Below are 26,472 nucleotides of genomic sequence, written 5' to 3' on the forward strand. Positions count from 1 at the left end.
GATGAAAAAATACCAGTTAGTTGTACGCATATTTTTGATCATTCATTTATTATCCGTTTCGTTTTGCCGACCACTTGTTGTTTTAGCAGGAAATTTAGAAAATACAGATCAAGACGATCGTAAAATAAGTTTTCTTCAAGAGAATCAGTTGATTCAAACTGAAGACGGCAAATTATATACGACAACTCCTTCGAATTACATCACTCACTCGATTCATGCTGCTTTAGGAGAAACTCAAGCTCACCAACGAAACAATCAAACGATTTATGTTGACCCCAATGCTCATATCTCCAATATTGATATTCGCTTATCGAACGGTGTACGTGAATATGACTGGTACGGTAAACGGATCAACAATGAAATTGCCTTGTGCATAGAACCAGGTGCTGCACTTAATCTTGGAAATAACTCTGGCTATACAGTCGCTGAGCGAAACACTGAACAGATGAAAAAAATTTCTTTGATTAAGTATTACGGGCTGATGGTTTCGGGCCACACGTTGAAAAAAGAATTGATGACTCAAATTTTGGCATGGGAACAACAAGGGATTACACCGTTGAGTATTTCAGGGGTATTTTCGATGACGGACTATCAAACCTTTAAATCTGCTGTCATGAAAAATGTCAATTATTTCTATACATCACCTTCTTTTGACAAACAAACGATAAACTTAAAAGTTGGAGAAAGTATCACCTTAACTGACACGACCCATGCCTTTAGTAATTATCAGTCATTACCATCTTTCGTCTCACAAGGACTAAGTATTTCTAAAAAAGGAAATCAATTAACGATTCTTGCCAACAAAAATGCAGAAGCGACTAGTCGAGTTGAATTTGACTATGATATTGCCTCTACTTTTCAAGGTGTTCCGCTAATTTATCAACACCCATATACTCAAAATATGATGGTTGGCAGATTAAATGAACATAGAAAAATTTCTTTAACCATAACTGTTTTAAAAAACGGTAATGCCCGTGTACGCAAAGTAGATGAAACGACCAAGCGACCATTGGCAGGTGCCGTTTTTCGTTTTACTACGTCTGATGGAAAAACCAAAGAAATCACTACAGGTTCTGATGGCTATGCTACCTGGAATGATTTGTTAGTCGACACAAAAGTCACGATACAAGAAATCAAAGCACCGAATGGCTATGTCCTCAATGCCACACCTCAGACAGTGACCATCAAAGCCAATGAGACCACCACGATCAGTTTAGATAATAAAGAGCAACTAGCAAATCTCAAAGTGATCAAAGAAGATGAAGAAACAGGCAGTAAACCACAAGGGGCTTCTCAATTGGTAGGAGCTGTTTACGAATTAACCGATAAGAATGGGACTTCTATTAGTAAACTAACGATGCAAGATGTCAATGGCATAGCACAAGCAGAGGTGAAAGGATTAAAGTTAGGAACCTATTATCTCCAAGAAATCGAACCGCCAGAAGGCTACAATTTGGATGATACAAAACATACCGTTAACCTCACGTATGCTGGACAAAATGAAACCGTAGCGCTTCACAGTAAAACGGTGACTGATCGAGTCATCAAAGGAAATGTAGAAGGCTATAAGTTTGGTTCACGCCCCTTGATTCCTCAAACCGTTTTTGAAGTAATTGCCAGACTGGCGAAAGAGCAACAGGGGGTAAAGCCACCTTTAGAAGGCGTTGAACTGACAGCTACTTCTCACACCACTGGACAAGAATATATCCAAGTCACTGGTAAGAACGGGTATTTCAAGTTTGAGAATCTACCTTATGACACCTACACCATTGAAGAAACCAAAGGTGTGGATGGCTATTTATTGATCGAACCATTTGAAGTGACGATCACGGAAGACGGTTATACCCATTTCTTTTTATTGGAAGATAAAGTGATTGAATCTCGATTGCATATCATCAAAGTGGATGAAGAAACAGGCGAGAACATACCTTACGCAGGCGCTCAGTTCAAAATTTTTGATACTTGGGCAAATGAAAGAGAAGGCGAATTTGTTTCGATGGTGCGACCAAATGACACGGAACAGACCGAGATTTTTGAAACCAATGACAAAGGCGAAATCATTACCACAGAAAGTTTGCCTTGGGGTGTGGATCGCTATGAACTCCATGAGATCAAAGCACCAGAAGGATATGTACCACTAGAAGAACCACTCATTTTTAGTGTCACAAAAGAGAATGCGGATGCCTTGATTCGTTTAGAAATTCCGAATCGCTTAGCTCGTCAAAATATTCAATTGATCAAGCGAGATCGGTTGAATGAACAACCAATAGAAAATGTCCCATTTCATTTATACAACATAGTAGCGGATGAAAATGGAGAATTTACTGAAACCTTAATTGAAAAATATTTGACTGATAAAGAAGGGAAAATCAATGTAGAGGCACTACCTTATGGTAACTATAAATTTGTTGAGGTGGAACCTTTGGCAGGCTATTTACCATTAGAAGAACCAATGGATTTTTCTGTCACGGTTGAAAAGGATGGCGAGCTACTTGTTCTTGAAGCCTACAATGAACGGGAACCATTAGAGTTGACCTCTTTATTTACCGATATTGCTGGCGAAAAAATACTTGATCCAACAATAGATAATCAGTTGAAAGATGTGGTGTGGGTCAAAGGCGAGGCAATCGAAATCGGACACACTTATACTGTTTTTACGCAATATAAGAATACGAAAACAGGAGAAGTGGTCAGTGAATCAACGTCTACCTATACTGCGAAAAGCAAAGAAGATACATTTGAAGTATTTCTTGAGTTGAAGGCAAATATCCTCAAAGATGGCGATCAATTAACAGCGACTCACGTCTTATATTACGAAGAAGAGCAAAAAAATGAAGTAGGACGTGAGGATGATTTAAGGAACAAAGATCAGACAATTACATTAAAAAAAGAAAAATTATTATTAAAGCAAAGCATATTGCCAAAAACGAATGAAAGACATTCGCTAGAGATGGTTGTTCTTGGGATAAGCTTGGTTATTATCGTTAGCAGTTATCTCTATCTTCAAAAAAAGCAGAAACATATAAAGTTGTGAAAAACTGATTTCGCTTATTTTTACTAAAAGAACGATCAAGTGTTTAGAAGATAAAAGAAAGGATGGTCTAAAGAATGGTGAAACGTTCAATCGTTGTAGATCAGTTATCGAAAAAGAATCTAGGCAGGATAAAATATGGACTTTTGTTCCTTTTTATCAGTGGAAGTATCACAGGAATTACTAGCATCTACCTAAGTCACAATCAGGAAAAAACAGTAGCAAGTAAACAAAAACAAGTAGCAAATATCATTGATACAAAAAACATAGAAAAAGAAGAAATACCCACTCATTATTTTCTTGAAGAGGATCATGATCCGGCAATCGCAGTCATGGAACAATTTGACTATCTTAGTTCTAAAACTGAGGGAACGGAATTGCCACTTCAACAACTAGAGCATGAGGTAGCGCAATTAGTCGTTGCCTTTGCTAAAGAAAAAAAGAAAACAGAAGTCACAACTTTAGAAACTTCAAAAGAAAGAGCGGATAGTAAACAAGTCCCAGTCTATGAGGCCCCTCCAGTTTCTATTGAAAAAGAAAAGAATCGTGAGAGTGACCAAACGACTTGGCAGAAACCACAAATTTCACTAGCATCCACTTACATGGTCATTGAGCAATATAGTAAATTTGAACCAGCAGACTATTTTGAGATTCTTACGGGTAACGACGCTTTTCCCACAGTCAAACATAATTTTATTGACACGTCGAAGCTAGGCGAGCAAAAATTTACGATCCGTGTCACCGACTCGGCAGGAATGTTTACAGATGCCACCATCTACTTTTTTGTTAATAGCTTACCGAAAATCAACTTGAAGCAGACGACAATGTACCAGCAGATCGGTGTACCAGTTGATTTGTTAGCAGGAGTATCCGCAATGGACCAAGAAGATGGGGATCTAACCGCAAAGATTGAAGTCGAAACAAATCTAGATATCAACAAAGAAGGAAGCTATGAGGTGCTTTATTCTGTCAATGATCGACATGGGGCTCAAGCGAAAACGAAAGCGTTTGTCAAAATTGAAAATGAGGCACCGGTAATCCATATACCCGAATGGATTGACCATCAGATAAATCAAGAGTTGAATATTTTCGACTATGTGAAAGCTTGGGATAGGGAAGACGGAGATATCTCATTAACTAAAACCAATATCTTAGAAACTAATTTTGATTCCAATAAAGAAGGAAAATATTTCTTTAGGATTGGCAATGTGCAAGATCGATATGGAAAATATGCAGAGGAGAGACGACTTCTCGTACAAGTAACGAATGAAGCCCCTAAAATCATCCAGGCGGATCTTCAAGTCAACGTTTTCTCTGCTTTGAAGAAAGAAGATTATTTTGCACAACTGGTTGTTTCAGATCGAGAAGATCCGTTAGAACGATTAAATATTGAAATAGATGAAGCAGCATGGAATCGGATCGATACATCTAAATTAAGAAAATATTTGCTTCCTCTTAAAGTCACTGATACAAATGGCAAAACAACCAGTGGTTATGGGAAAATCACGGTCATCAATGAACCACCACGATTTATAGGCATAGCCGATAAGGTGCTAGCTATTGGAGAGGCATTTGATCCGCTAGCAGGAATTGAGGTTTACGACAAAGAAGAAACATTATCTTTAACAGATGTCGAAGTGACTGAAAACGTCGATGTCAACAAACCAGGAACTTACACTGTCAGTTTGAGTATCAGTGATTCTTTTGAGCGGGTACATGCTAGTTACCAAGTAACCATTATGAATCAACAAGCGATAGAAAAGGAGAAAGAATAATATGGACTATTTTGAGCAAGCGATGTCGTTGTTTTCAAAAGGAGTACTTGCTTCTGGCAGTCTGCTCACTGTATGGGGGATTATTCAACTCGGTGCGGCTATCAAAGAACATAATGGTCCCGGAATGCAAAATGCTCTTTTTCAGATCGTTGGTGGGGCTGTTATCGTTGCAGCTGGCGCTTGGGTAGCAACTATTTCAATCTAAGGAAGTGGCTAAGCTGGACGGTGCAATCAAATTTTTACTACAAACAATTGCTGATCAATTAAATTTTTCAAACGACCCTAAAAATATGCTACTACAAAATCTAGAAACTTATCTACCTGATATCTATCAATACAGTGAGTTAATTATGAATGGAGTGATCAAACCAATTGCTTATTCTGTACTAGGCTTTTTACTATTGCTGGAGTTTCAACAAATGGCACAAAAAATTTATGGAAATTATTCCGGTTTTGGTGGCATGGAGTTGTTCCTCCCGCTCTTTCTTAAATTAGGAGTAAGCCTGTTGATCATGCGCCATTTAACAATATTTATCCATATGATCGTTGAAATTAGTACAACAATCAGTAATGGTATCAGTCAAATTGGGATTCGAGAAGGTGGAAGTAAGGCTGTTGATGTTCTTTCATTGATTGAGGGAATCTACCATTGGGGCTTTTTTGAAAAACTTACGTTGTTAATTATTTTGTTGATCCCGTTGATTTTATCCGTACTAACAAGTGTGCTAACAAAACTGGTTATTTTTATGCGTTTTTTTGAAATTTATTTGTATTTTAGCATTTCTCCATTACCTCTTGTGACGTTTCTTAATGAAGAAGTTAGTTCGATTGGTAAAAATTTTTTGAAATTAGTTTGTGCTTCCTCCCTGCAAGGGATCCTCTTATTTATTATATTAAGTTTTTATCCACTGCTCGTACATTCTGTGTTTTCAATTGATGAAAAACAGGGAATGATTGCAGTGATCAGTGGGATATCAGGGAATTGTCTAACATTATGTGCTAGTTTATTTTATACCAATAAATGGGCAAAAATCATTCTTGCAACTGCCTAGAGAATCATTTTTAACTGGAGGGAAATAAAATCGATGATTGAAGTACCAATTCGAAAAGAAATTTTAACCTACCAAGAAAAATTGTTTTTTGGCGTTTCGTTAAGACAATTTATCTCTGCTGTTGTAACGTTGCTTTTGATCGTTCCTCTGGGCATTTTAAATTATGTCAGTTGGAAGTATCCGATTGATGATATCGGGATCGCTTTTATGGTACTCAGTGCCCCTATCTTGTCAGTGGGCTGGCTGACACCTAATCACTTACCTTTAGAAAAGTATGTGCAGATTCGATGGAATTATTTTCAATTGGCGAATTATTATACTTATCCTATTGTAGAGGAGTTGTATTCAAATGCCATGGTGGGTCAAAGGAGTAAGCGTGCCGAAAGAAAACAAGTTGAGTACGGAAACTAATAATAAAAAATTTATTCGTTTGATGCAAAAACAAAAGAAAAAAAGAGGGCAATATCAAAAAAAGTTAGCGCCAAAGCGTAATGTCCAAGATTTGTTGCGTTATGAAAAAATGTTTGAAAGTGGCATTTGTGAAATTGTGCCTAATTATTATTCCAAAAGTGTTCGATTTTCAGATGTGAATTATCAAATTGCTCAACAAGACGAACAATTGTTGATTTTCCAAAAATATGGCGAACTATTGAACAGTCTTGATGATACGATCCATCTGACAATCACGATCTTAAAAAAAAGAGTTGAGCTTGATGAGATGACGGATAAGCTTTTTTATGAGAGTAAAGGCGATCAACATGATAGCTATCGTGAAGAAGTCAATCAGATGCTTCTTCAAAAAATCAATGAAGGGGAGAATCGTTTTACAAAAGAAAACTATTTGACTTTCAGTACTCCAGCCAATCACTTAGAGCAGGCAAAACAATTATTGGGACGAATCGAAAAGAATTTAATCGGAAATTTGGAAGAAATTGGCTCAACGGTTGACCCATTAGACGGTTTAAAGCGTTTAAAATTGGTCAATCAGTTGTTGAAAACATCGGAACACTTTCAATTTAACTATTCCGATTTAGTCTTTAATCATCTTTCAACAAAAGCTGTGATTGCTCCTTCCAGTTTTAATTTTAAAAAGAAAAACTATTTTGAAATCAATGAGGAATATGCCCAGATTCTTTACCTAAAAGACTATCCAGCTAGATTGTCAGATAAACTCATGGCAGAATTGATGGAAATACCTGAAGAAATCACGTTATCGATCCACATTGATCCAGTCGGGGCTGAGCAAGCCAATCATCTGGTTCAAATAAAAAAAGCCTATATGGAAGGAGACAAAGTCGCTGCACAAAGAAAAGCAACTCAAAAAGGCTACGATCCTTATACAAGTATTCCATATGAATTAACCAATAGTATCAATGAAGCTAATTTATTATTAGATGATTTGTTAAAAGAAGGACAGAATTTATTTTTCGTTTCGGTTTTTGTCTATTTCAGAACAAACACAAAAGAAAAATTGACTGATATAGCCGAACGAGTTTTGAGTATTGCCAGAAAAAATGGTTGTGGCTTTCATTATTTGGATTATCTACAACTAGAAGGGATGAACTCCGTCCTTCCATTTGGAAAAAATTGGATAACAACCCGCCGAACATTGACTACAGCAAGTGTAGCTATCTTTATTCCATTTACTGCGCAAGAACTTGACCACGAGGAGGGTAAATACTATGGAATGAATGAGCTAACGAAAAATGTAGTTCGGATCAATCGGAAACGGTTGAATACCCCAAGTGGAATGATTTTAGGTAGTTCAGGCTCAGGAAAAGGGGTAGCCAAAAAATATGAAGAAATTACTACACTACTAAAAAATCCAACAGACGAAATCATCTCGATTGATCCTGAAGATGAAGATACATTAATTGGGCAAACTTTTGATGCGCAAATTGTTAAAATTGCACCAAACACCGATACATTTATCAATCTATTGGATATCACAGATGATTTAAGTGGGGAAGTTGATCCAGTAAAATTAAAATCCGACTTTTTGTTAACAGCATTTGAAGCTTTGATCGGTGGACAATCGGGTTTGAATTCCGCACAACGTTCCATCATTGATCGTGTGACTCGCTTGACTTATTTTAACTATTTTCATTCTCAGGACAAGCAAATGCCAACATTAGCGAAGGAATGGTTTACGTTGCTCAAAGAACAGCCGGAAAAAGAAGCGCAGGCACTAGTATTAGACTTAGAATTATATATTGAAGGTTCTTTAGCGATTTTTTCCCATACGACAAATATTGAATTAAATAAGCGTTTTATCATCTACAACACCAAAGAGTTAGGAAGTCAGTTAAAAACATTTGGGATGATGGTGGTTTTAGAGCAAGTATGGAATCGGGTGGTACGTAATCGGGATCGAGGGATCACTACGTGGATTTACATTGATGAAATGCAGTTGATGCTAAATGATCCTTACTGTGAAAATTATTTTTTTGAATTATGGAGTCGTATCCGAAAGTGGGGAGCAATTCCTACAGGGATCACGCAAAATGTGGAGACGTTACTGCTTTCAGATAAAGCACGGAGGATGCTAAGCAACACTGAATTTATCATTATGCTAAAACAGGCTAAAAGTGATCTGGACGAACTTTCTACTCTTTTTCGTCTTTCTACTCAACAACAAAAACACTTGATCCATCCGCCAAAAGGTGCAGGGTTGATACGTGCAGGTCATGCAATCGTGCCTTTTTCTAATACCGTTGATTCAACCACAAGATTATATGAATTAATCACGACTGATCCCGAGGAACGGATAAAAAGAAAACAGGAACAATCCGATGAATAAATCTAATTGGAACAAACGAGACAACGAGTATCGGAAAATTTTTCTATCAAGTAGCTTGAATCAATCGATAAAACGGAGCGTTACAAATAAAATGTTAGTTCCCTTCAGAAAAAAGCGTCGTAAGTTCTTAGCTGTTCAGCCCAATAAATGGCATTTTTTTAGATCACTCATGGTTCTTAGTTGTGTATTACTATTCTTACTGACGATAGGGATAACCAGTGTCATTTATTCGAGTGTACCCAATATCAATGAATTTGAATTAACAAATATTTGGACGTACATGACTCATTTGGATGTTGAAAAAAATCGAGTGCTTCGTCAGCAGCATAACATTATTAAAATCAACGGACAGATAGGGATGACACAAGACATGAATTTGGTTTCTAATATTGATGAAGTATTGTCTTATTTGGGTATTTGTTATGAGAATATGGAACTCGAAAATCCAGTAATCAAAGCGAAAATCCATGAGATCCATGATAACTTATGGTCCCTTCATGCAAAAGGGAACGAAGCAACATTAACAACAAAATATTTTACTCAGATCATTGAATGGACAGAAGAATTGAAAGAACGATTGAATGCTGGTTCAACGATTGGTCGTTATCGTCAATTGATGGAACTACAATCGCCATTTAAGGAAGATCATCGATTAATGGTCAATCAAAGATATGGTTACTTTCTCGATGGCCAAGAAAAAAAGCTATTTCAGGGAATCCAAATACAAGCTGAGAAAAATATAGAATTATATGCTCCGATGGCCGGGAAAACGACTGTGACTGATCAGTCAATCGTGATCCAATTCAATAATCGACAGCTTGTCTTAAAGAATGTTTCACCATTAGTCAATCATGACCAAGAAGTCGTTTCGGGGGAATTGATTGGAACTGTAGCGAAAGAAAATGAAGTAACCATTGAATATTCCAAAAATGGACAATCAGTAAATCCAAGTTTTTATTTTGAAGAAGTAGCATATTCGGAAACATTCCAATTAGACTCTGGTAATCAAAACACGTCATTTGATGAATGGACATTTCGGCAATTAATTCTGCTTAAGTGTCATGCGTTTAGCGATCGAGCAGATAAAATTTTACAAGAAGCAAAAAGAAACGGCATCTCACCGGTGATCTTAGCGGCGATCATGATTCATGAAAGTGCCTGGGGGACTAGTAAAGGAATCCTAGAAAAAAATAACCCTGCTGGTCTAATGAATGATCAAGGTTTAATTTCATATCGTACGTTAGACGAAGGAATCGAAGCAACTGGTCGAACACTTAAAAAGCTGATTATTGACCAGCAACGAGTTATTGTCGAACAATTAGGAGCGGTCTATTGTCCTATTGATGCGACAAATGATCCCATGGGGCTCAATCGTTATTGGGTGCCTGCGATCAAACAATTAATGGTGCAATTGGGTGGAAAGCAAGAGATGGGATTGCTGTGGGAGCGATTTTCTGACTTTCATGAGGCTCTTTTAGCTAAAGCACAAAGTCTTCATCAAAAAGGTGTGTATTATTCTCAGGGAAACCAAAGAGGCGTATTTCCTTATCACGATTGCTCGTCTTACGTAATTTGGGTGTTGAATGAAATGGGACTAAATGTACCGTTGGGAAATACAGAAACACTTTATGGTTTGGAAGGACAACTTCTCTATCCGATCAACTATTCCGAAGTACAAGCAGGTGACTTATTTATTTGGGGAGAAAAAGGTAATTCGTCGGGCGATTTTGGGCATACAGGATTCTTTTTAGATGCTGGTGGAAAAACGATTATTCACTGTACACCCGCTACGAAAAAAGGATTTAGTCAAAATGGTGATGTCGTCATTACTCCATTTGCAGGGTATTATGGTGATCCACAACTGGCACCAGTTTACTTTTATCGAATCGTAGGGAGCGGGTAAAAATCAGAAATAAACATCAATTATTTACAACGATTGCTTGTTTGGTTATCAGCAGCAGTATAGCCGTAAGTATTGGATATACTTTTGGTAAAAAGAACACACAACAAGAAACAAATAACCGTATACCTGTTGCTCATTTCTCGGAACAACAGGTCAATGATTTTTTACGCTCGTATTTTACTTTCACAGAGTACGGGGATAATTATTTGAATTATGAGAAATTTTTAGCAAAACAAGCGAAATTTGCTGAAGAAGAAAACAGAAAGCAAAGCGATTTTTTTCCACAATTTTTTGGTCATTCTCGTTTTATAAAAAGTAAGAATTTTATACGTCACGTGAATGAACAACAAATTGAAGTGATTGCCAACGTCACAAGGACGATTGATAGTTTGAATCAAGAAGGTAAGTCTACTAAAACGCTTGAGAATGAAGGGCTGTTTCAAATTTGGTATGTGTTTGATTCAGCTACAAAACACTTTTTGGTGGAAAGGTATCAACCAATAGAGATAGCTGAAAAGGAATCGAAAGAATACGCAGAATGAAAATACCGGTTTTGTCCATCACTTTTGGTAAATGAAAAGGATGTCTATCCATGGCAAGAGAAACTGTACTGATTGATCATGTCAAAAGGCTAGAAATCGAAGAAGAGCGTCTACCGATTTTCGAGGCCCTCATTTTATTAGAAGAGGTCAATAAACAAACGATCCTTAATAAAAGCATAGGTAGTTGTCGTATTCGGATTTACAATCATAAAAATCACCTTCTTCATTCAATGGAATTACAATTTCCGTTAAAGGATGCCATAGAAGAAATAATCAGTGGGCAATATCAGATAGTCCGAAGTAAAAAGAAGACGACAAAAAGTAAAGCAGCGATACGCACGAAAAAAGCAATTAAGTATGGTGAACCTAGCAGATCAACCAAAGGAAAATTACTATCTTTGATTCCCACGATCAAAAGGATCTGGTTTATTGTGGTGATTGTTTTCAGTCTTTTCATAGGCATTAGCGTAATGTGGCCACACTTTATTACGAAAGTAGATCAAAAAGAAATTACCACGACAGAGGAGCAGGAATGGGCAAAATTAATCGAAGAGCAAGCCTATCTTCAAGCAGCAACGGAATATCCAGAAAAGCGTCATGAATTGATCGACTATTTGACAGAGCAACAAGAATTTACATGGTTGAAAGAGATCAATGAATATTACCCCACCGCAGATGCACAATTTGATTTAGCTTTTTTTGAAAAAAATTGGGAAGTAGTTATTGAAACGTCCCCAGAAAATTTATCTGACAAAAGAAAAGTGATGCTTGCATTTGCTTACATTGAATTAGAACAATTGGCCGAAGCAGAGATATTAAATAAATATTTAGAAAGTGAAGAATTATCAAAAAAGTTAGACCAAAATTATTTACAGAAAGGGCTGTTTTTTTTAAAACAGAAGAAGATTGCAGAAACAACGAAACATTTAGAATTGATCCAAGAGGAAAAAGTGAAAAAAATATTACAAACTTATATCGAACAAGCTTCCATCATTATTGATTTTATTGAGTTATACCAGCAAAATGAAGATCCGGAAAATCAATTATTGTGGGAACAACGATTAGAAATGATTGGTCAATCAGATATCAATGATAGGGAATGAGTGGTCTTGGATTCAGTTGTTATTTGTCGAATGATAACTAATTAAGGGGAGTAAGATAATAAAAATAATAAAGAAGAAAAAGAGATTGGCAAATTAGCTAAAATCATTAGTTAAAAGATAGTGTTGAAGTGTTAATGAAAAGAGGTAACGGCAGAAAAGTTAGTTCGTTTTTTCAAACGATTCTTTCTTATCGTCAGTGAAGTCATTTGCTTTTCCAATCGTATCCCAAGGTAATAATCATTACTTGATCAAAAATAGGCCAAAGAATATCAGAAATCAGAGCAGTGATTTTCGTATTCTTTGGCTCAATTATTAAAGTTTGCTATTTCTGTTGTGATGTTGCGCTTGTTACTATTGATTTATTTCCAATCACAATCCAGCAAATATTTATGGTAACAAAAGTTATGTTTTATGCTAAAGATTCGACTGGAAAGTCAAGTTCTGTTCCATAACGTTGTTTAAGTGCTAAACGAATCAATCGTTCCGCAAGATTCTCATTTCGGGCAAGAATCGGTCCGTGGAAATAAGAGCCAAAAACATTTTTATATATGACACCTTCGGATTGGTCTTCACCATTATTTCCGTGACCTTGAACGACTTTTCCTAAAGGTCGTTCGCCTTCCCCTAAGAATGTCCGCCCATTGTGGTTTTCAAAACCATAATAGGTTTCATTAAACTCTTCATTATAGATAACGATATCGCCGATAAAACGATTATTTTCTTGACTTAAGGTGTAATGGTCTAATGCACTGATTCCTTGGATTTTTTCTCCATTGGCACCCACATAATAGTGTCCAAGGAATTGGTACCCGCCACAGATAGCTAACATCACACCATCATTTTCAATGTAGTTTGTTAGTGCTGCTTTTTTTTCTTGGATATCTTTTGAAATGATCAGTTGCTCATAATCTTGTCCGCCACCAAAAAAGACTAAATCATATTTATCTGCTTCAAATGGTTCATGCAGACTGACAATTTCGGTATGACAGGTCACACCTAATTTTTTAGCGACATATTTAAGCATCAATAGATTGCCGTTATCTCCATAAGTATTCATCAAATTACCGTAGAGATGGGCGATATTCAATTCATAATTAGGCATGATTCATCCCTCCTTTGATAAATCCTTGATTCGCTAATTCTTTTCGTAATTGAAGAACTGCTGTATAGGTAGCTAGGATGTAGACGTGTTCGGTCGGTAATTGTTTGATATTTTTAATGACTTCATTCAGTTCCTTTGTTTCGATGATCTTATCTTCAGGGATTCCTGCAACTTTTAGACGTAACGACATATCGGTATGACGATCCCCACCAGCGATCACTGCAGGAATATCCATATCAGCAAAATGTTCAAAATTCCCGTCCCAGATCCAACTAACGTCAATTCCATCTGCATAGTTTGCATTTAATAAAGCAACTAATGAGAATGGATAAGGGGCTAAGCCGATCATATCGATGACCTGATTGATCCCAACAGGATTTTTAACAAGTACGAGTGTACATTTTTTACCATTGATATCAATGATTTCTTGACGACCAAATATTTTTTCGTCGTATCCTAGGCCTTGCTTGATTTTTTCAGGGGTTACCCCAAAATATTCAGCTACCGCTGTGGCAGCTAACGCGTTGTAGACATTGTACATCCCGCCAACTTCAATTCCATAGTTATGACCATCAATCGTAAAATCAGCTGAGACATTGTCCATGCGCAACATATCCGTTAGTCGATAATCAAGTTCAGGACGTTTAAAGTCACAGTTTGGACAATAGTATTTCCCTAAATTTGCATACGTGATCATCTTGTAATGTAAAATATGATGACATTTAGGACAGAGCACACCATCCGTATTATAATGAGCCATTTGTTCATGGTCTTCTTCATGATCAAACCCATAATATTGGCGAGGATTGATTGTTTCCACAGAGTTGAAGATTGGCGAATCTCCATTACTGATAATTGTGGCATCAGGTGATTTCGCTGCTCCGTCCACAATCATTTTGTAGGTGGTATAGATTTCTCCATAACGATCCATTTGATCACGGAAAATGTTTGTAAATAAAAATAGTTCAGGCTTCATGTATTCAGTTACTTTACTCAAACTTGCTTCATCGATTTCTAAAACAGCGAATTTTTTTTGCCCTTTTTTAGGTTTGGCTTGCAAAAAAGTAGAAACGATTCCTTGAACCATATTTGCCCCAGTTGGGTTGGTTAATACTTCATCAAATTGTTGCCGTAATATATTAACTGTCAAAGCAGTTGTCAATGTCTTTCCGTTTGTTCCAGTAACGACAACCACTTGATAATCTTTTGCAAGACTGTCTAAAATGTGTGGGTCGATTTTAAGTGCAAGTTTACCCGGTAAACTTGATCCTCCTTTAAAGAAGGTTTTTAATGCCCATTGTGATGTTTTACCAACAGCAATCGCAAATTGACTGCGTACTCCCATTATGTAACCTCCATAAAACGTCTTAACGACGAGTAAATTCAATTAATCATACCATATGTTCAAAAAAAGGTTAAATTGCTTTTCTTTTTTTTAAGAAATGGTTGCGATTCTCTTGTCTAACAACGATTGGTACTAGGCTTGATTGTTTATTTGAAGTTTCGTTTAGTCTAAGAATAGCCCCAACGGATAACAGTTGATTTTTTAGGAATAACTATAGTGAATTAATAGTTGTTTTTGATCGTCTGAAAAAAGAGTGTACATTGTTCGCTTAAAAAAGAATACTCCAGTTTGTCTAAGGTTTCGATAATAAAGTGGATCATTGTTTCACTTGTGCTTTTTTCTTCTGTACAGTAAATCAGAATGTTCTCAAAATAAATACGATATAATTTAAAGATTGCATCTTCAGTTCCGGTGGTTAATTCCTTTAAATGACTAAGCGCATCTTTTGCTAAAAAGAAATTCCCATAGGAAATAAAATGACCGCAACTATTAAGAAGCAACGTCAAATAAATTTTTTTGCCAGCGGGATATTCTTGATAGATCTGAATTTTTTTTAATGAATTTTTATAGAAAATTTGTTGCTGTTCTTCTGAAAAGTAATTCAAGGTGTTGGTATAAATTTTGATTTCTTGTAGTGTCCATGTTTCGATAGATTTCAAATAATCAACAAGGAACTCCAAGGTCTCATTGTCTATTTGATGGTCGCTCAATTGATCATGGCCAATTTTAGTTAAAGCGTTTAGGAGCTGACTTTTTATATCTTTTGAAGTGGTTGTCGTTTGATAGATCTCAAAGAGCTTTTCTAAGTCCTTTGTATTAGAAGCCAATTCATATTGTTTCCATAAATTTTGTGAAGAAGAGTGATAATAGTCATATAAAAAGATAAATTCTTCCACATCTACCAGCAATCGCTCCAACACTTGAGCTAGAAGTCGGAAAGACAAGTCATGGTTTCCTTTTTCAAATTCAATGCAATAAGATTTTGTTACGATTCCTGAATAGATTTCCTTTTGAGAAAAACCTTTATCTAATCGGATTTTTCGTACTAACTGACCATACTCCATAGTATCTCTCCATCAAAATTATTTTATGTGTTTATGTAATGAAGTAATAGTAGCAAAAAAATTGTCAAAATTCTAAGAAAGATACTTTTGGAAAAGTGACCAGAAAAGCGACTGAAAGAAAGAGAAATTAGTAAAATCAGACGAGGGGTGTTATCCGCACGTTTCTTATAACAAATAAGTACGAATGAAGGTTAAGTGGAGTTCAAAAAAACTAATTATTCGCATATTTATTGTGTTTATGGTCAGGTTATTTTTAGATACAAAGTACCAAAAGTCTTAAATATAGGACTATAAAAGAATTTTCATTCGTAGATGATTATACTATGGAAAATTAAAGGAAAACATTCGTGATAAATCATTGGAAATCTGTCAATGATGAAGGCTTGTTTGAGGAGATGGGGCAGTATAAAAGACACGTAAACAATACTCATGTGAAGGGTCGTCAGCGACTAATCAATGAACAAATGATAATTATTTAAGGGAAGAGGAACAAGAAATATGACAAAAAGAATTACAGAACCAAATAATCAAGTCCTTAGAATAATGATTGCTTTTGGAGTATTAGGGGCAGGGTTCTATGGGTTGACTCAGGTTGACTTTTATTATATTCAGTTTAGTTTTCTTGTTATTAGTGGTTTAGTAAGCTATTTACTGGTATTTGGTTTTGTTGGTGTGAGGCAATTATTTAGTACACCTAAACGATTGATAAAAACATTCTTGCTGATTTTAGTTGGTTCACAAATTTATGGTATGTTGGCTTCGATGATCATGGGAATACTGGCACAGTTGTTAGATATTCAGACGAAAGCAAATAGTGCGCAAGATAATCCTTGGTGGTTTTTTGTATTTATTTTACCAATTGCTTTACTGGGAGAAGAACTATTTTCGATCACTATTTTTGATACTTTACGTAAAAAAATGAGGATCAATACTAAGGTGGCATCATTGCTCACAGCAATTATTTTTGGACTGATTCATTTTGAAACTTATCTAGGAAGTTCAGCGTTGTTCACGATTGTGCAAGTCATCTTAGTTCAAGGAGGAATTAGACTTTGGTTTAACCAAGCCTATTTAAAAACAAAGTCATTGAATACTAGTTGGGCAGTGCATTATGCTTTTGATTTAATTGCTTTTGTTTTAGGAAGTTTATTATCCTCTTAGACAAATAAGAACAAAGCTTTCAGTACAAATAAATAACCCGAAGTGGCCGAAAATAGCTTTTCTATTTTCTGACTACTTTGGGTTATTTTTATTAGAGCGACACAGGATGCATTTTTGTATACTAAATACAGATTCAGCCTTTCAAGGTTTGTCGATTGTCTGAAATTTTACCCAATGATGATTTTTTCAGTAGGGTATTCGTAGCCTAAATCTCGTGTTTCTTTTGGAACAAATAACATCAAAGTATACAACATACCGATACGACCGATAAACATTAAAGCTGCGATCGTGATTTTCCCAATTACTGACAAGTTCCCAGTAATTCCCAGGGATAAGCCAGTGGTTCCGAAGGCTGAAGTTACTTCAACGATAATTGCAATTAAAGGCTGATTTTCTGTAGCTGATAAAAAGACGATACAGAAAAAACACATACCAAGAGATAACATAAATACAACGACTGACTTACGCACATCATCATTATCGATTCGACGACCAAAAATATTGATGTTGTCTTCGCTTTTAAGGAAAGAGTAGAGATAAAGACCAATAATTGCTACGGTCGTTGTACGAATCCCACCACCTACCGAACTGGGGCTACATCCAATGAACATTAATAAAGAAAAAACGATCAATGTAGTGATTTGGAAATTACCCAAATCATGGATTTGTAAGCCAGCATTACGAGTAGTCATAGAGTAAAACATAGAATTGATCCACTTGACACTTAAACTAGAATCTTGAAAAAGATGGTCTTTTTCAAGTAAAAAGATTAACAGCGTCCCACCAACAAATAAGATGATAAAGGCTAAAACCGCTAATTTTGTAAATAAGGAAAAGCGAAACGGTAATTTTGCTTTTGAGCGTTTATACAAAATCCATTCACGAAATTCCATCAAAACAGGAAATCCTATCCCACCAATAAAAATCAAAAACATGATAACAAATAGGAACAGATAGTCATGTGCAAACGGCTCGATTGAGTTTCCTGTGACATCGAAACCCGAATTGGTCACAGCAGAAATCGATTGGTAAAATCCATAGAAAAGTGCATCCCGCCAATGATCAAAGTAGCCTCGATAATAGAAATAAATGGAAAAGAAAGCGCCAAAAAGGACTTGGAACCACAACAAAATTACAAAGGTGATACGAATCAAACGAACAATACCAGATAATCGTGGCTGATTCATATCCGTCATGATCAGTTGTCGCTGTCGTAACGTGATTCTTCGTTTAGAAAAGATAATAAAAGCAGTAGAGATCATCATAATCCCTAATCCACCTACTTGGAATAGTATTTCAAGTAAGATTACCCCGTTATCATTAAAAGCCGAATTAATATCAAATGTGGACAATCCGGTTACACTGATTGTACTGATCGCCATGAAAAGCATATCGATAAAAGGTACATGACTATCTGGTTCACGAAAAAAAGGAATGTAAAACAATCCTAAAGAGACAATGGTCATAATAAGATAGTAAAAAACAATGACTTGGATTGAAGAAAAATGACTAGAAGCGTAACGTTCGCTTCGACGTCTTAATTTCCGCATGAAAAGGGTTAATTTCAAGAAACTATCCTCCTTTTTAAAAGTTGTTTCTTTCAGTATACCGAGGTTATAAATAATACTCAAAGAAATCTTAAACAAAATGTACGTTTTCTTTTGATTTGCTATCAAATAGCATATAATTATGGAAGAATTGAAGAATAGCGAGGTCTCCCAATGATTGATGCAAAGGTAATTGTTGAAAAAATGAAAAACCAGAAAATAAATTATGATCGAGTACTACAAAAAATGATCCAACAATGGCAACAAGAAGAAACTCGACCAAAAATATTAATCCATACTTGTTGTGCTCCTTGCAGCACACATACGTTAGAATTTATGTGCCAATTTGCAGAGGTTACTTTATTTTTTTCAAATTCTAATATCCATCCTAAAAATGAATATTTAAGAAGACTCCATGAACAAAAGCGATTTGTTGATCAGTTTAACGAGCAAACCAATCATCATGTTCAGCTGATCGTTGATGAGTACCGCCCCAGCGAGTTTAATAAAATGGTCATTACGCAAGGCCTTACGGAAGAAAAAGAAGGTGGCGCAAGATGTAGTGCCTGTTTTAATATGCGTTTAGACCTGGTAGCACAAAAAGCCCAAGAACTTGGTTATGATTATTTTGGGAGTGCATTAACGATCTCACCCAAGAAAAATGCTGCTCTGATCAACCAAATCGGGATGGATATCCAAAAAATTTATGGAACTCATTACTTACCAAGTGATTTTAAGAAAAATAAAGGATACGAGCGATCGATCCAGATGTGTAAAGAGTATGACATTTTTCGTCAGTGTTACTGTGGCTGTGTCTTTGCAGCTAAACAGCAAGGTTGTGATTTAAAGAAAATAAACCAAGAAGCAAAGGATTATTTAGCAAGTTCAAAAATTTCAATTAATTAGCTCTATTATAAAATTTTCAAGAAAACGTAAGAAAAAAATAAGAAATTTATGTTAAGTATAATTAAGTGTCAAAATAAAAGCGATTGATTCGATTGAAAACGAATATTCAGTTTGGTGGAAAAATGAATTTTAGACCAAGCATAAAAAATAATAGTGATGAAAAATAAAACATAAAGGAAGAGATATGATGCGAAAAGTAGCACCTATTTTGAAACCAATAGCAGTCTTAACTATTTCAACAATCGTTGCTACTGCGACCGGTGTTGTCAACAGCTCAAGTTATCGTACCCCTAGTTCAAGTTCGGTGGAAGAAACAACACCAACATCAACACCAGAGACCACATCTAATGAAACGTCGACAACACTGGATCAGACGAATGATTCATCGAGCACATGGGAAGAAAATACGAGTTCAACCAATGAAAATACGTATTCTACAGAGCAACCAAGTAGTTCGAAAGAAAAGTCTGACAAGCAAGGAAGCAGTTCATCCGAAACCAGTGATACGAATGCGATCAATGGAGGAAATCATACAGAACCAAGCTCAAGTTCGTCAACAGTACCAAGTAATACGACACCAAGTACTGAAGGACAAGATAGTGGAGAGGCTACCGTGAAAAATGTAACGCCAACCCAAAATACAGATGGAAAACAAGTGTATAATCAGCAAGCAGGTGATTCACAATGACAATTTTATTAGATATTATCAATAGCGTGCATAAGTTTTTAGGTTATTTAGATATTAGTCCTAAATATTTAAATCGAGGCTATACGATTTTAAGTGTGATCCCAACGATGTATCTTTTACGGATTATTTATGGACTTTGGCAAAACCAAAATTACTTACAATTTTTCTTGTATGGAATCGGCTTTTTAGTGTTAGTGTATTTTATCATTTTGAATGTGTTTTATTACTTTCTGGATAAGAATACCAAAGCGGATGTGACACAATTGTTTGTCAAATATTTACCGGAAGAAGCATTCAATATTCAAACAGAAGAAGCGATGCTGAATAGCGGTGCAATCGACAAAGTGAACACGAAAGAAGTCAGTGTTTCTTATGATGAAGATTATCAATTGCGATTAGCTGAAAACATGCGTTATTTAATCGGGAATGGTGAGATTAAAACAAATGATCTAGGAAGAATGGATGGCTATCTTGTGGATCGTAACACACTTTATCCTTATTATTACGTTAAAAAAGTAGCAGAAAAAGAATATCAGTTGAGTATTGGGCGCAGCTACTCGGATTTAGCCCCTGTTGGAACGATTCTTATGGATTCGGCGGATGAAAAGCTCGAACCAGTTGGGTTGTTTATTGTAGGTGGTGACTTCGTCAAAGAAGGCTTAAGGTATCATGAGCCTTATCGTTTAAAACTTATCGTGAAAAAAGAACAACCAGAAAATGAAGCAATGGTTTACAGTAGAAGTCAACGAAGAAAGCATTCACGAAGTTAATGGATCACGTTGATCAAGACAGGTTGGAAAATTGTGGATGAAAAATGACAGAATCTCCCTTTGAATAATAAAAGAAAAAAATAGAGTTATACGTGATGTATTCTTATTCTTTCCTTTACTTTCTAAAAAAGGTAAAATAAAAAAGAACAATAAAAAAATCAATTGAATAATACGAAGAGAAAACAAAAGTAAAGCGGGAGGTATGTTGTGAAAGAATTTTTTAAAAATTGGGGTATTTTGATCGTAGTACTAGCAGCTATTTTATTAGCTCGGGTCTATGTATTTACGCCAGTTACCGTTAATGGACATTCAATGGATCCGACGTTGAGTGATGGTCAACGATTGATCTCGTCGAAAATCTCAAAGTATGAACGCTTTGATATTATCACGACGAAAGAACCTGGAGATGAAGAACGAATGATCGTTAAACGAATCATTGGCATGCCGGGCGATACCGTGAAAATGGAAAATGATCAATTGACGATTAATGGTAAAAAATATAATGAGTCTTATTTAAATGAGTTTAAAAAAGATTTTGCGAAAGATAAATTGCAGAATGAATATTCTTACAGTGAAGCTTTCCAAGCACAGGCTGAAAATTCGCAGCATTTCACAAGTGATTTTGAATATGTCGTGCCCAAAGGAAAATATTTAGTTTTAGGAGATAATCGTTTGATCTCTAAAGATAGCCGAATATTTGGTTTGGTGGATGCAGACATGATTCAAGGAAAAGTAGTTTTCCGTTACTGGCCTTTGAACGAAATCAAAATCTTTTAAGTCTCTTTCTGAGCAGGTATCAGAAAGAGCATGAGCAAAAATGCAGGCAATAGTGGTCATGACCAAGTTGTCTAGCCCAGAAAATAAGCCACAGAATCCGAAATAGTTTTTCCTATTTTAAGGATTCTGTGGCTTATTTTTTATTTTTTTCCGCTAGCAAAAAACAAAGAAGCATCTTGGTTCATGAATAAATTTTTACCAGAGTGAAAAGTGTAGATATTCGTGGAATGAAACCCAATTTGTTCAAGTAGAGCCATAAGTGCTTCATGGTCAAACCCATTATGGACTTTTGGATGGTTGATCGCATCATTGTGATCAAAATCAATGATCAAAAGTTGACCGTTTGGCGTAAGCATGTGGTAGAGTTTTTCTAAGATCAAACGTGTGTCAGGAATATGCAGTAGGACTAATGACATCAAAATAAGATCTACTTTTTGATCGATGGATTCGGTTGTGGCATCGAACGTTACCGAAGAGACGTTTGTTAATCCGCTAGTCTTAATTTTGTCTTCAGCAATTGTTAGCATCGCATCAGAGGAATCAACTAGAAGAAGTTGCTTGAATTGGTCAGCTAAAGCTAACGAAACCAATCCGGTACCTCCGCCATAATCCATAAAAGTCAGTTCTTTGGTGGAGGAAGGTAGTTGAGAAATTAGTTCGTCTTGAATAATTTTTGCTAGTGCTTTTCTTTCGGGAGTATCATAATGGTTTGCGATTTGATTGAAGATTTCTGACATAAGGTCACTCCTGACTTCATAAGTTAGATGAATTTTATTAAGTATAGCAAAAAAATCTGGTTTCCCAAATCACTAGTTGATCTTGAAGAATTGAAAGACACGCAGCTATTGTTTTAAATGTATGAGTGTTTTAATATAAAGTAACGTTTTTACCAGATGAAAAATTCTCACTGTAAAAAATAATGAAAATCAAGTATAATACCATAGGAACAAACTGGAAGGTGAGCAAGTAAATGGCACAACTATTTTTTAAGTATGGCGCAATGAATAGCGGCAAGACAATTGAGATCTTAAAAGTCGCACATAATTATGAAGAACAGAATAAACCAGTTGTCTTGATGACAAGTGGGATCGATACCAGAGATGGTGTTGGTGTTGTCTCTAGTCGTATTGGGTTAAAAAGAGAAGCCACGCCGATTTTTGAAGAAACAGATGTCTTTGATGTCATTTTTCAAATGGAGGATAAGCCATATTGTATATTGATCGACGAGGCGCAATTTTTAAAGAAAAAACACGTAATTGCGTTTACGAAAATTGTTGATGAATTAAACATTCCGGTGATGGCATTTGGTTTGAAGAATGATTTTAGAAATGAGTTATTTGAAGGATCAAAATATCTATTGCTTTATGCAGACAAAATCGAAGAGATGAAAACGATCTGCTGGTTCTGCCATAAGAAAGCAATCATGAATTTACATTATATCGATGGTCAACCAGTTTACGAGGGGGATCAGGTACAAATTGGTGGAAATGAAGCCTATTACCCCGTTTGTCGGAAACACTATTTTGAACCATCAATTATGACAGAAGGAGAATAAAGATGTACGATCAATTACAAGCAATTGAAGACCGTTATGAAGAACTGGGCGAGCTACTAAGCGATCCAGAAGTAATTTCAGATACGAAACGTTTTATGCAATTGTCAAAAGAAGAAGCAAACACTCGTGAAACTGTTGATGTCTACCGTCGTTACAAAGATGTCGTACAAGGGATCAAAGATACAGAAGAGCTATTAGGTGAAAAGTTGGATGATGAAATGGCTGAAATGGCCAAAGAAGAATTATCTGATTTGAAAAAAGAAAAAGAAAAATTAGAAGAAAAAATCAAAATCTTATTACTACCAAAGGACCCGAACGATGATAAAAACATCATCATGGAAATCCGCGGGGCAGCAGGTGGAGATGAAGCAGCGTTATTTGCTGGTGACTTATTCAACATGTATCAGAAATATGCAGAATCACAAGGTTGGAAAACGGAAGTGATGGAGGCAAGTATTACTGGTATCGGTGGCTATAAAGAAGTCATCATGATGATCTCTGGAGAAAATGTCTATTCAAAATTAAAATATGAAAGTGGTGCGCATCGTGTACAACGAGTGCCATCTACAGAATCACAAGGACGAATCCACACATCAACAGCAACCGTTGTGGTCATGCCAGAAGCAGAAGAAGTAGAAATCGATATTGAAGATAAAGATATCAGAACAGATATCTATCATGCATCAGGGGCTGGCGGTCAGCACGTCAATAAAACAGCATCGGCAGTTCGTCTAACTCATTTACCTACTGGAATCGTGGTAGCAATGCAAGATGAACGTTCACAGCTGAAAAACCGTGAAAAAGCCATGAAGATTTTACGTGCCCGTGTCTATGATAAAATCCAACAAGAAGCACAAAGTGAATACGATGCAAACCGTAAATCAGCCGTTGGAACGGGTGATCGCTCTGAGCGGATCCGTACGTATAATTTCCCGCAAAACCGTGTGACAGACCATCGTATTGGTTTAACTATCCAAAAATTAGATCAAATCCTTGCTGGAAAAATGGATGAGATCGTGGATGCGTTGATCATGTATGACCAAACATCAAAATTGGAAGAAATGCAAAATGGGTAAGACCACGTATTTAGAAGTCCTATCACGGGCTTCTTCTTTTTTAGAAGATCATGGAAAAGAAGGTCATAGTATCCAATTTCTTTTTCTTGAACGTAAAGGTTGGCAAAAACTTGATTGGTTGTTGCAGATGAATGAGCCCATTTCTAGCGAAGATCAACAGATGATCGAACAAGATCTGGAGCATTTGATGAACAATTATCCGCCTCAATATTTGTTGGGATATGCTGACTTTTATGGTCACCGCTTAAAAGTGACAGAGGACACTTTGATCCCTAGACCGGAAACAGAAGAATTAGTTGAACGATGTTTACAAGAAACGTCAGAACAAAACTTGAAGGTCATAGATATTGGAACAGGAACAGGGGCAATTGCGATCAGTTTAAAAGCTGCAAGAAAGAACTGGGACGTTTCGGCTGTGGACTTATCTCCAGCAGCTCTTTCAGTAGCGAAAGAGAATGCGCAACAAGCTGGACTGGCGATCCATTTTTATCATGGAGATACACTGGCACCGGTCAGTGATCAAACCTTTGACGTCATTATTTCCAACCCGCCGTATATTCGTTTCGATGAATGGGAATTGATGGATGAAAGTGTTCGGACATTTGAACCTAAAATGGCATTATTTGCCAAAGATGAAGGATTAGCCATCTATAAAAAAATAGCAAAAGAAGCAAAACAATGTTTGAAACCAGAGGGAAAACTATTTTTGGAAATAGGATTTAGCCAAGGGGAGATCGTGAAACAAATCTTTCAAACGGCATTCCCCAATAAACAAGTAAGTATTCATAAAGATTTATTTGGAAATGAACGAATAGTTTCTTTGATGAGCTGATTGTGGATGAAAAATATTTTTTATGTTTTTTTATCATAAAAAAACATTGATTTTACAAGGATGAAAACGAGTTATTGACTTATCAACATACTTATCCACTATTGACAAAATAGTTATCAACACTCTGTTGATAACATGAGGATAAAGTAGAATAAATCAAGCATATTGAAAAATGAGGGTGTGGATAGACTGTGGAAACAAACTATTATCATGAAGAACAATTATCAGAAGCAGCACAAGCATTAAAAAGTGGCGAACTCGTTGCTTTTCCAACTGAAACTGTCTATGGACTAGGCGCTAATGCACTTTTGCCTGAAGCGGTAACCGAAGTGTTTTCGGTCAAAGGTCGTCCACAAGATAATCCTTTGATTGTCCATGTTTCATCGTTTGAGCAAGTAAAACAATTTGTGGATAACTTTCATCCTTTAACGGAAAAAATCGTCAATCATTTCTGGCCAGGTCCCTTAACACTTATTTTTGAGATCAAAAAAGGGTCTTTACCACCTATTGTAACAGGTGGGTTATCCACAGCTGCTTTTCGTATGCCAGATAACAAAAAAACACTTGAAGTCATCCAATTAGCTGGTATACCAATTGTTGGTCCTAGTGCGAATACTTCGGGAAAACCTAGTCCAACGACTGCGGAACATGTCTACCATGATTTAAAAGGAAAAATCAATGGGATCATTGATGATGGTGCAACCCGAATTGGTGTGGAATCAACCGTGATCGATCTCAGTGATCCGGAGCGTGAACCCATGATTTTACGTCCAGGAGCGGTGACCAAAGAACAGCTTGAAAAAGTGATCGGTGGAAAGGTAGCCGTTGATCGTCATTTAGTCCAAAGTACTGAAACACCTAAATCACCAGGAATGAAATATAAGCACTATTCGCCTGATACGCAAGTCATGATGGTCCAAGAAAATGATTGGGAAGCCGCTGTAAAATGGGCGAAAGAAGAACATTTGCGTGTTGGAGTAATTGCAGGTCCTAAAATTGCTGAAGCTGTTCGTTTTGATGTAGCAGCAGTCTACATGTATTTTGATGATTCAGTAGAAGCCGCTACGAAAGGATTATTTGCAGGATTACGTGGGTTAGATGAGAAGAACCTTGGACTTGATATGATCTTTGTTGCAGTATTTCCAGAAGAAGGTCTGGGAAATGCTTATATGAATCGCTTAAAAAAATCAGCGGGACAAAAATATTTTGAAAAAAGAACGTAGGTAGCTTGTACCCATACTTTATTATGATACAATGCAATAAAGTAAACTCTACTTGAATAAATTTGAATAAAACTGAGAGATCATGTTCAAAAGAGAAAGAATCAGCAATCATTCGTAAGAAAGAATATTTTAAAGCAATCATGAATGACCAGTTAAGGATTTTAGCTGATCGTGCCTAGATTGCTAGTTGATTCATGATTTCTTAGTAAACAATAAGAAG

23 protein-coding genes are annotated in these 26,472 nt (G+C 36.2%); 18 read left to right on the top strand and 5 right to left on the bottom strand.

The features are described from left to right. Position 1 precedes the first annotated feature (1 nt). The 9 genes from IGK21_RS02615 to IGK21_RS02655 all read left to right on the top strand — a co-directional run bounded on the left by IGK21_RS02615 (position 2) and on the right by IGK21_RS02655 (position 12,206). Entirely contained in the window at positions 2-3,034 is a 3,033-nt protein-coding gene (locus IGK21_RS02615) for a SpaA isopeptide-forming pilin-related protein (protein ID WP_181918538.1), read from the top strand. Between the two features lie 74 nt (positions 3,035-3,108). Then, on the top strand, positions 3,109-4,806 hold the full coding sequence (locus IGK21_RS02620; RefSeq protein WP_181914809.1) for an immunoglobulin-like domain-containing protein: 1,698 nt from the start codon (positions 3,109-3,111) through the stop codon (positions 4,804-4,806). A gap of 1 nt (position 4,807) precedes the next feature. Further along, on the top strand, positions 4,808-5,011 hold the full coding sequence (locus IGK21_RS02625) for a hypothetical protein (protein ID WP_010720016.1): 204 nt from the start codon (positions 4,808-4,810) through the stop codon (positions 5,009-5,011). Between the two features lie 4 nt (positions 5,012-5,015). Beyond that, entirely contained in the window at positions 5,016-5,858 is an 843-nt protein-coding gene (locus IGK21_RS02630) for a hypothetical protein (RefSeq protein WP_010720015.1), read from the top strand. Between the two features lie 33 nt (positions 5,859-5,891). Next, positions 5,892-6,269, top strand: coding sequence for a PrgI family protein (locus IGK21_RS02635; protein WP_181914810.1), 378 nt, complete (start codon positions 5,892-5,894; stop codon positions 6,267-6,269). Then, complete coding sequence (locus IGK21_RS02640; protein ID WP_181914811.1) at positions 6,208-8,658, top strand: VirB4-like conjugal transfer ATPase, CD1110 family; 2,451 nt, start codon at positions 6,208-6,210, stop codon at positions 8,656-8,658. The genes IGK21_RS02635 and IGK21_RS02640 overlap by 62 nt, the downstream gene beginning before the upstream one ends. Continuing rightward, positions 8,651-10,561 (top strand): peptidoglycan amidohydrolase family protein, encoded by a 1,911-nt coding sequence (locus IGK21_RS02645; protein WP_181914812.1) that lies wholly within the window; start codon positions 8,651-8,653, stop codon positions 10,559-10,561. Before IGK21_RS02640 ends, IGK21_RS02645 begins: the two co-directional genes overlap by 8 nt. A 206-nt stretch (positions 10,562-10,767) precedes the next feature. Then, positions 10,768-11,103 carry a hypothetical protein gene (locus IGK21_RS02650; protein WP_438718870.1) on the top strand — a complete coding sequence of 112 codons (336 nt, stop codon included), beginning with the start codon at positions 10,768-10,770 and terminating at the stop codon, positions 11,101-11,103. A gap of 50 nt (positions 11,104-11,153) precedes the next feature. Continuing rightward, complete coding sequence (locus tag IGK21_RS02655) at positions 11,154-12,206, top strand: hypothetical protein (RefSeq protein WP_181914813.1); 1,053 nt, start codon at positions 11,154-11,156, stop codon at positions 12,204-12,206. A 409-nt stretch (positions 12,207-12,615) separates the two neighbouring features. On the opposite strand, the gene IGK21_RS02660 is transcribed toward IGK21_RS02655, so the two are convergent. The 3 genes from IGK21_RS02660 to IGK21_RS02670 all read right to left on the bottom strand — a co-directional run bounded on the left by IGK21_RS02660 (position 12,616) and on the right by IGK21_RS02670 (position 15,717). Further along, positions 12,616-13,308 (bottom strand): type 1 glutamine amidotransferase, encoded by a 693-nt coding sequence (locus tag IGK21_RS02660; RefSeq protein WP_181914814.1) that lies wholly within the window; start codon positions 13,306-13,308, stop codon positions 12,616-12,618. Further along, positions 13,301-14,653: a Mur ligase family protein gene (locus tag IGK21_RS02665; protein WP_010738405.1), complete on the bottom strand. Its 1,353-nt coding sequence runs from the start codon at positions 14,651-14,653 to the stop codon at positions 13,301-13,303. The genes IGK21_RS02660 and IGK21_RS02665 overlap by 8 nt, the downstream gene beginning before the upstream one ends. Before the next feature lie 221 nt (positions 14,654-14,874). Beyond that, complete coding sequence (locus tag IGK21_RS02670; protein WP_181914815.1) at positions 14,875-15,717, bottom strand: Rgg/GadR/MutR family transcriptional regulator; 843 nt, start codon at positions 15,715-15,717, stop codon at positions 14,875-14,877. Positions 15,718-16,215: 498 nt separating this feature from the next. Here IGK21_RS02670 and IGK21_RS02675 point away from each other — a divergent pair, with 498 nt between their 5' ends. Then, complete coding sequence (locus IGK21_RS02675; RefSeq protein ID WP_034699594.1) at positions 16,216-16,878, top strand: CPBP family intramembrane glutamic endopeptidase; 663 nt, start codon at positions 16,216-16,218, stop codon at positions 16,876-16,878. A 167-nt stretch (positions 16,879-17,045) separates the two neighbouring features. Here the strand turns inward: IGK21_RS02675 and IGK21_RS02680 are convergent, their stop codons facing one another. Beyond that, on the bottom strand, positions 17,046-18,428 hold the full coding sequence (locus IGK21_RS02680; protein ID WP_148282908.1) for a TrkH family potassium uptake protein: 1,383 nt from the start codon (positions 18,426-18,428) through the stop codon (positions 17,046-17,048). 171 nt (positions 18,429-18,599) lie between these two features. On the opposite strand from IGK21_RS02680, the gene IGK21_RS02685 reads away from it, so the two are divergent. The 4 genes from IGK21_RS02685 (at position 18,600) to lepB (ending at position 21,566) form a co-directional block, all read left to right on the top strand. After that, positions 18,600-19,331 (top strand): epoxyqueuosine reductase QueH, encoded by a 732-nt coding sequence (locus IGK21_RS02685; RefSeq protein WP_034699597.1) that lies wholly within the window; start codon positions 18,600-18,602, stop codon positions 19,329-19,331. 187 nt (positions 19,332-19,518) lie between these two features. Further along, entirely contained in the window at positions 19,519-20,019 is a 501-nt protein-coding gene (locus IGK21_RS02690) for a hypothetical protein (protein ID WP_025480242.1), read from the top strand. After that, complete coding sequence (locus IGK21_RS02695) at positions 20,016-20,789, top strand: DUF6681 family protein (protein WP_010720002.1); 774 nt, start codon at positions 20,016-20,018, stop codon at positions 20,787-20,789. The genes IGK21_RS02690 and IGK21_RS02695 overlap by 4 nt, the downstream gene beginning before the upstream one ends. A gap of 207 nt (positions 20,790-20,996) precedes the next feature. Beyond that, a complete protein-coding gene (gene lepB, locus IGK21_RS02700; RefSeq protein WP_010720001.1) occupies positions 20,997-21,566 on the top strand; it encodes a signal peptidase I in 570 nt (189 codons plus the stop codon). A 140-nt stretch (positions 21,567-21,706) separates the two neighbouring features. Here the strand turns inward: lepB and IGK21_RS02705 are convergent, their stop codons facing one another. Continuing rightward, entirely contained in the window at positions 21,707-22,303 is a 597-nt protein-coding gene (locus IGK21_RS02705; protein ID WP_034699599.1) for a class I SAM-dependent methyltransferase, read from the bottom strand. Between the two features lie 233 nt (positions 22,304-22,536). On the opposite strand from IGK21_RS02705, the gene IGK21_RS02710 reads away from it, so the two are divergent. From IGK21_RS02710 to IGK21_RS02725, 4 genes are all read left to right on the top strand, one after another. Further along, positions 22,537-23,121, top strand: coding sequence for a thymidine kinase (locus IGK21_RS02710; RefSeq protein ID WP_010719999.1), 585 nt, complete (start codon positions 22,537-22,539; stop codon positions 23,119-23,121). A gap of 2 nt (positions 23,122-23,123) precedes the next feature. Then, positions 23,124-24,197, top strand: a complete 1,074-nt coding sequence (gene prfA / locus IGK21_RS02715; protein ID WP_034699602.1) for a peptide chain release factor 1 — start codon at positions 23,124-23,126, stop codon at positions 24,195-24,197. After that, positions 24,190-25,029, top strand: coding sequence for a peptide chain release factor N(5)-glutamine methyltransferase (gene prmC / locus IGK21_RS02720; RefSeq protein ID WP_034699606.1), 840 nt, complete (start codon positions 24,190-24,192; stop codon positions 25,027-25,029). The genes prfA and prmC overlap by 8 nt, the downstream gene beginning before the upstream one ends. A 191-nt stretch (positions 25,030-25,220) precedes the next feature. Next, entirely contained in the window at positions 25,221-26,252 is a 1,032-nt protein-coding gene (locus IGK21_RS02725; protein ID WP_034699608.1) for an L-threonylcarbamoyladenylate synthase, read from the top strand. Positions 26,253-26,472 lie beyond the last annotated feature (220 nt).

The organism is Enterococcus sp. DIV1421a, from assembly GCF_051711025.1.
Taxonomy (GTDB): Bacteria; Bacillota; Bacilli; order Lactobacillales; family Enterococcaceae; genus Enterococcus_B; species Enterococcus_B hirae.

Coding starts and splice junctions, on each gene's coding strand:
- prfA (WP_034699602.1), top strand. CDS start 23,124: ATGTACGATCAATTACAAGCAATTGAAGACCGTTATGAAGAACTGGGC.
- IGK21_RS02675 (WP_034699594.1), top strand. CDS start 16,216: ATGACAAAAAGAATTACAGAACCAAATAATCAAGTCCTTAGAATAATG.
- IGK21_RS02680 (WP_148282908.1), bottom strand. CDS start 18,428: ATGCGGAAATTAAGACGTCGAAGCGAACGTTACGCTTCTAGTCATTTT.
- IGK21_RS02665 (WP_010738405.1), bottom strand. CDS start 14,653: ATGGGAGTACGCAGTCAATTTGCGATTGCTGTTGGTAAAACATCACAA.
- IGK21_RS02660 (WP_181914814.1), bottom strand. CDS start 13,308: ATGCCTAATTATGAATTGAATATCGCCCATCTCTACGGTAATTTGATG.
- IGK21_RS02640 (WP_181914811.1), top strand. CDS start 6,208: ATGCCATGGTGGGTCAAAGGAGTAAGCGTGCCGAAAGAAAACAAGTTG.
- IGK21_RS02685 (WP_034699597.1), top strand. CDS start 18,600: ATGATTGATGCAAAGGTAATTGTTGAAAAAATGAAAAACCAGAAAATA.
- IGK21_RS02705 (WP_034699599.1), bottom strand. CDS start 22,303: ATGTCAGAAATCTTCAATCAAATCGCAAACCATTATGATACTCCCGAA.
- IGK21_RS02625 (WP_010720016.1), top strand. CDS start 4,808: ATGGACTATTTTGAGCAAGCGATGTCGTTGTTTTCAAAAGGAGTACTT.
- IGK21_RS02635 (WP_181914810.1), top strand. CDS start 5,892: ATGATTGAAGTACCAATTCGAAAAGAAATTTTAACCTACCAAGAAAAA.
- IGK21_RS02620 (WP_181914809.1), top strand. CDS start 3,109: ATGGTGAAACGTTCAATCGTTGTAGATCAGTTATCGAAAAAGAATCTA.
- IGK21_RS02615 (WP_181918538.1), top strand. CDS start 2: ATGAAAAAATACCAGTTAGTTGTACGCATATTTTTGATCATTCATTTA.
- prmC (WP_034699606.1), top strand. CDS start 24,190: ATGGGTAAGACCACGTATTTAGAAGTCCTATCACGGGCTTCTTCTTTT.
- IGK21_RS02710 (WP_010719999.1), top strand. CDS start 22,537: ATGGCACAACTATTTTTTAAGTATGGCGCAATGAATAGCGGCAAGACA.
- IGK21_RS02690 (WP_025480242.1), top strand. CDS start 19,519: ATGCGAAAAGTAGCACCTATTTTGAAACCAATAGCAGTCTTAACTATT.
- IGK21_RS02655 (WP_181914813.1), top strand. CDS start 11,154: ATGGCAAGAGAAACTGTACTGATTGATCATGTCAAAAGGCTAGAAATC.
- IGK21_RS02695 (WP_010720002.1), top strand. CDS start 20,016: ATGACAATTTTATTAGATATTATCAATAGCGTGCATAAGTTTTTAGGT.
- IGK21_RS02645 (WP_181914812.1), top strand. CDS start 8,651: ATGAATAAATCTAATTGGAACAAACGAGACAACGAGTATCGGAAAATT.
- IGK21_RS02670 (WP_181914815.1), bottom strand. CDS start 15,717: ATGGAGTATGGTCAGTTAGTACGAAAAATCCGATTAGATAAAGGTTTT.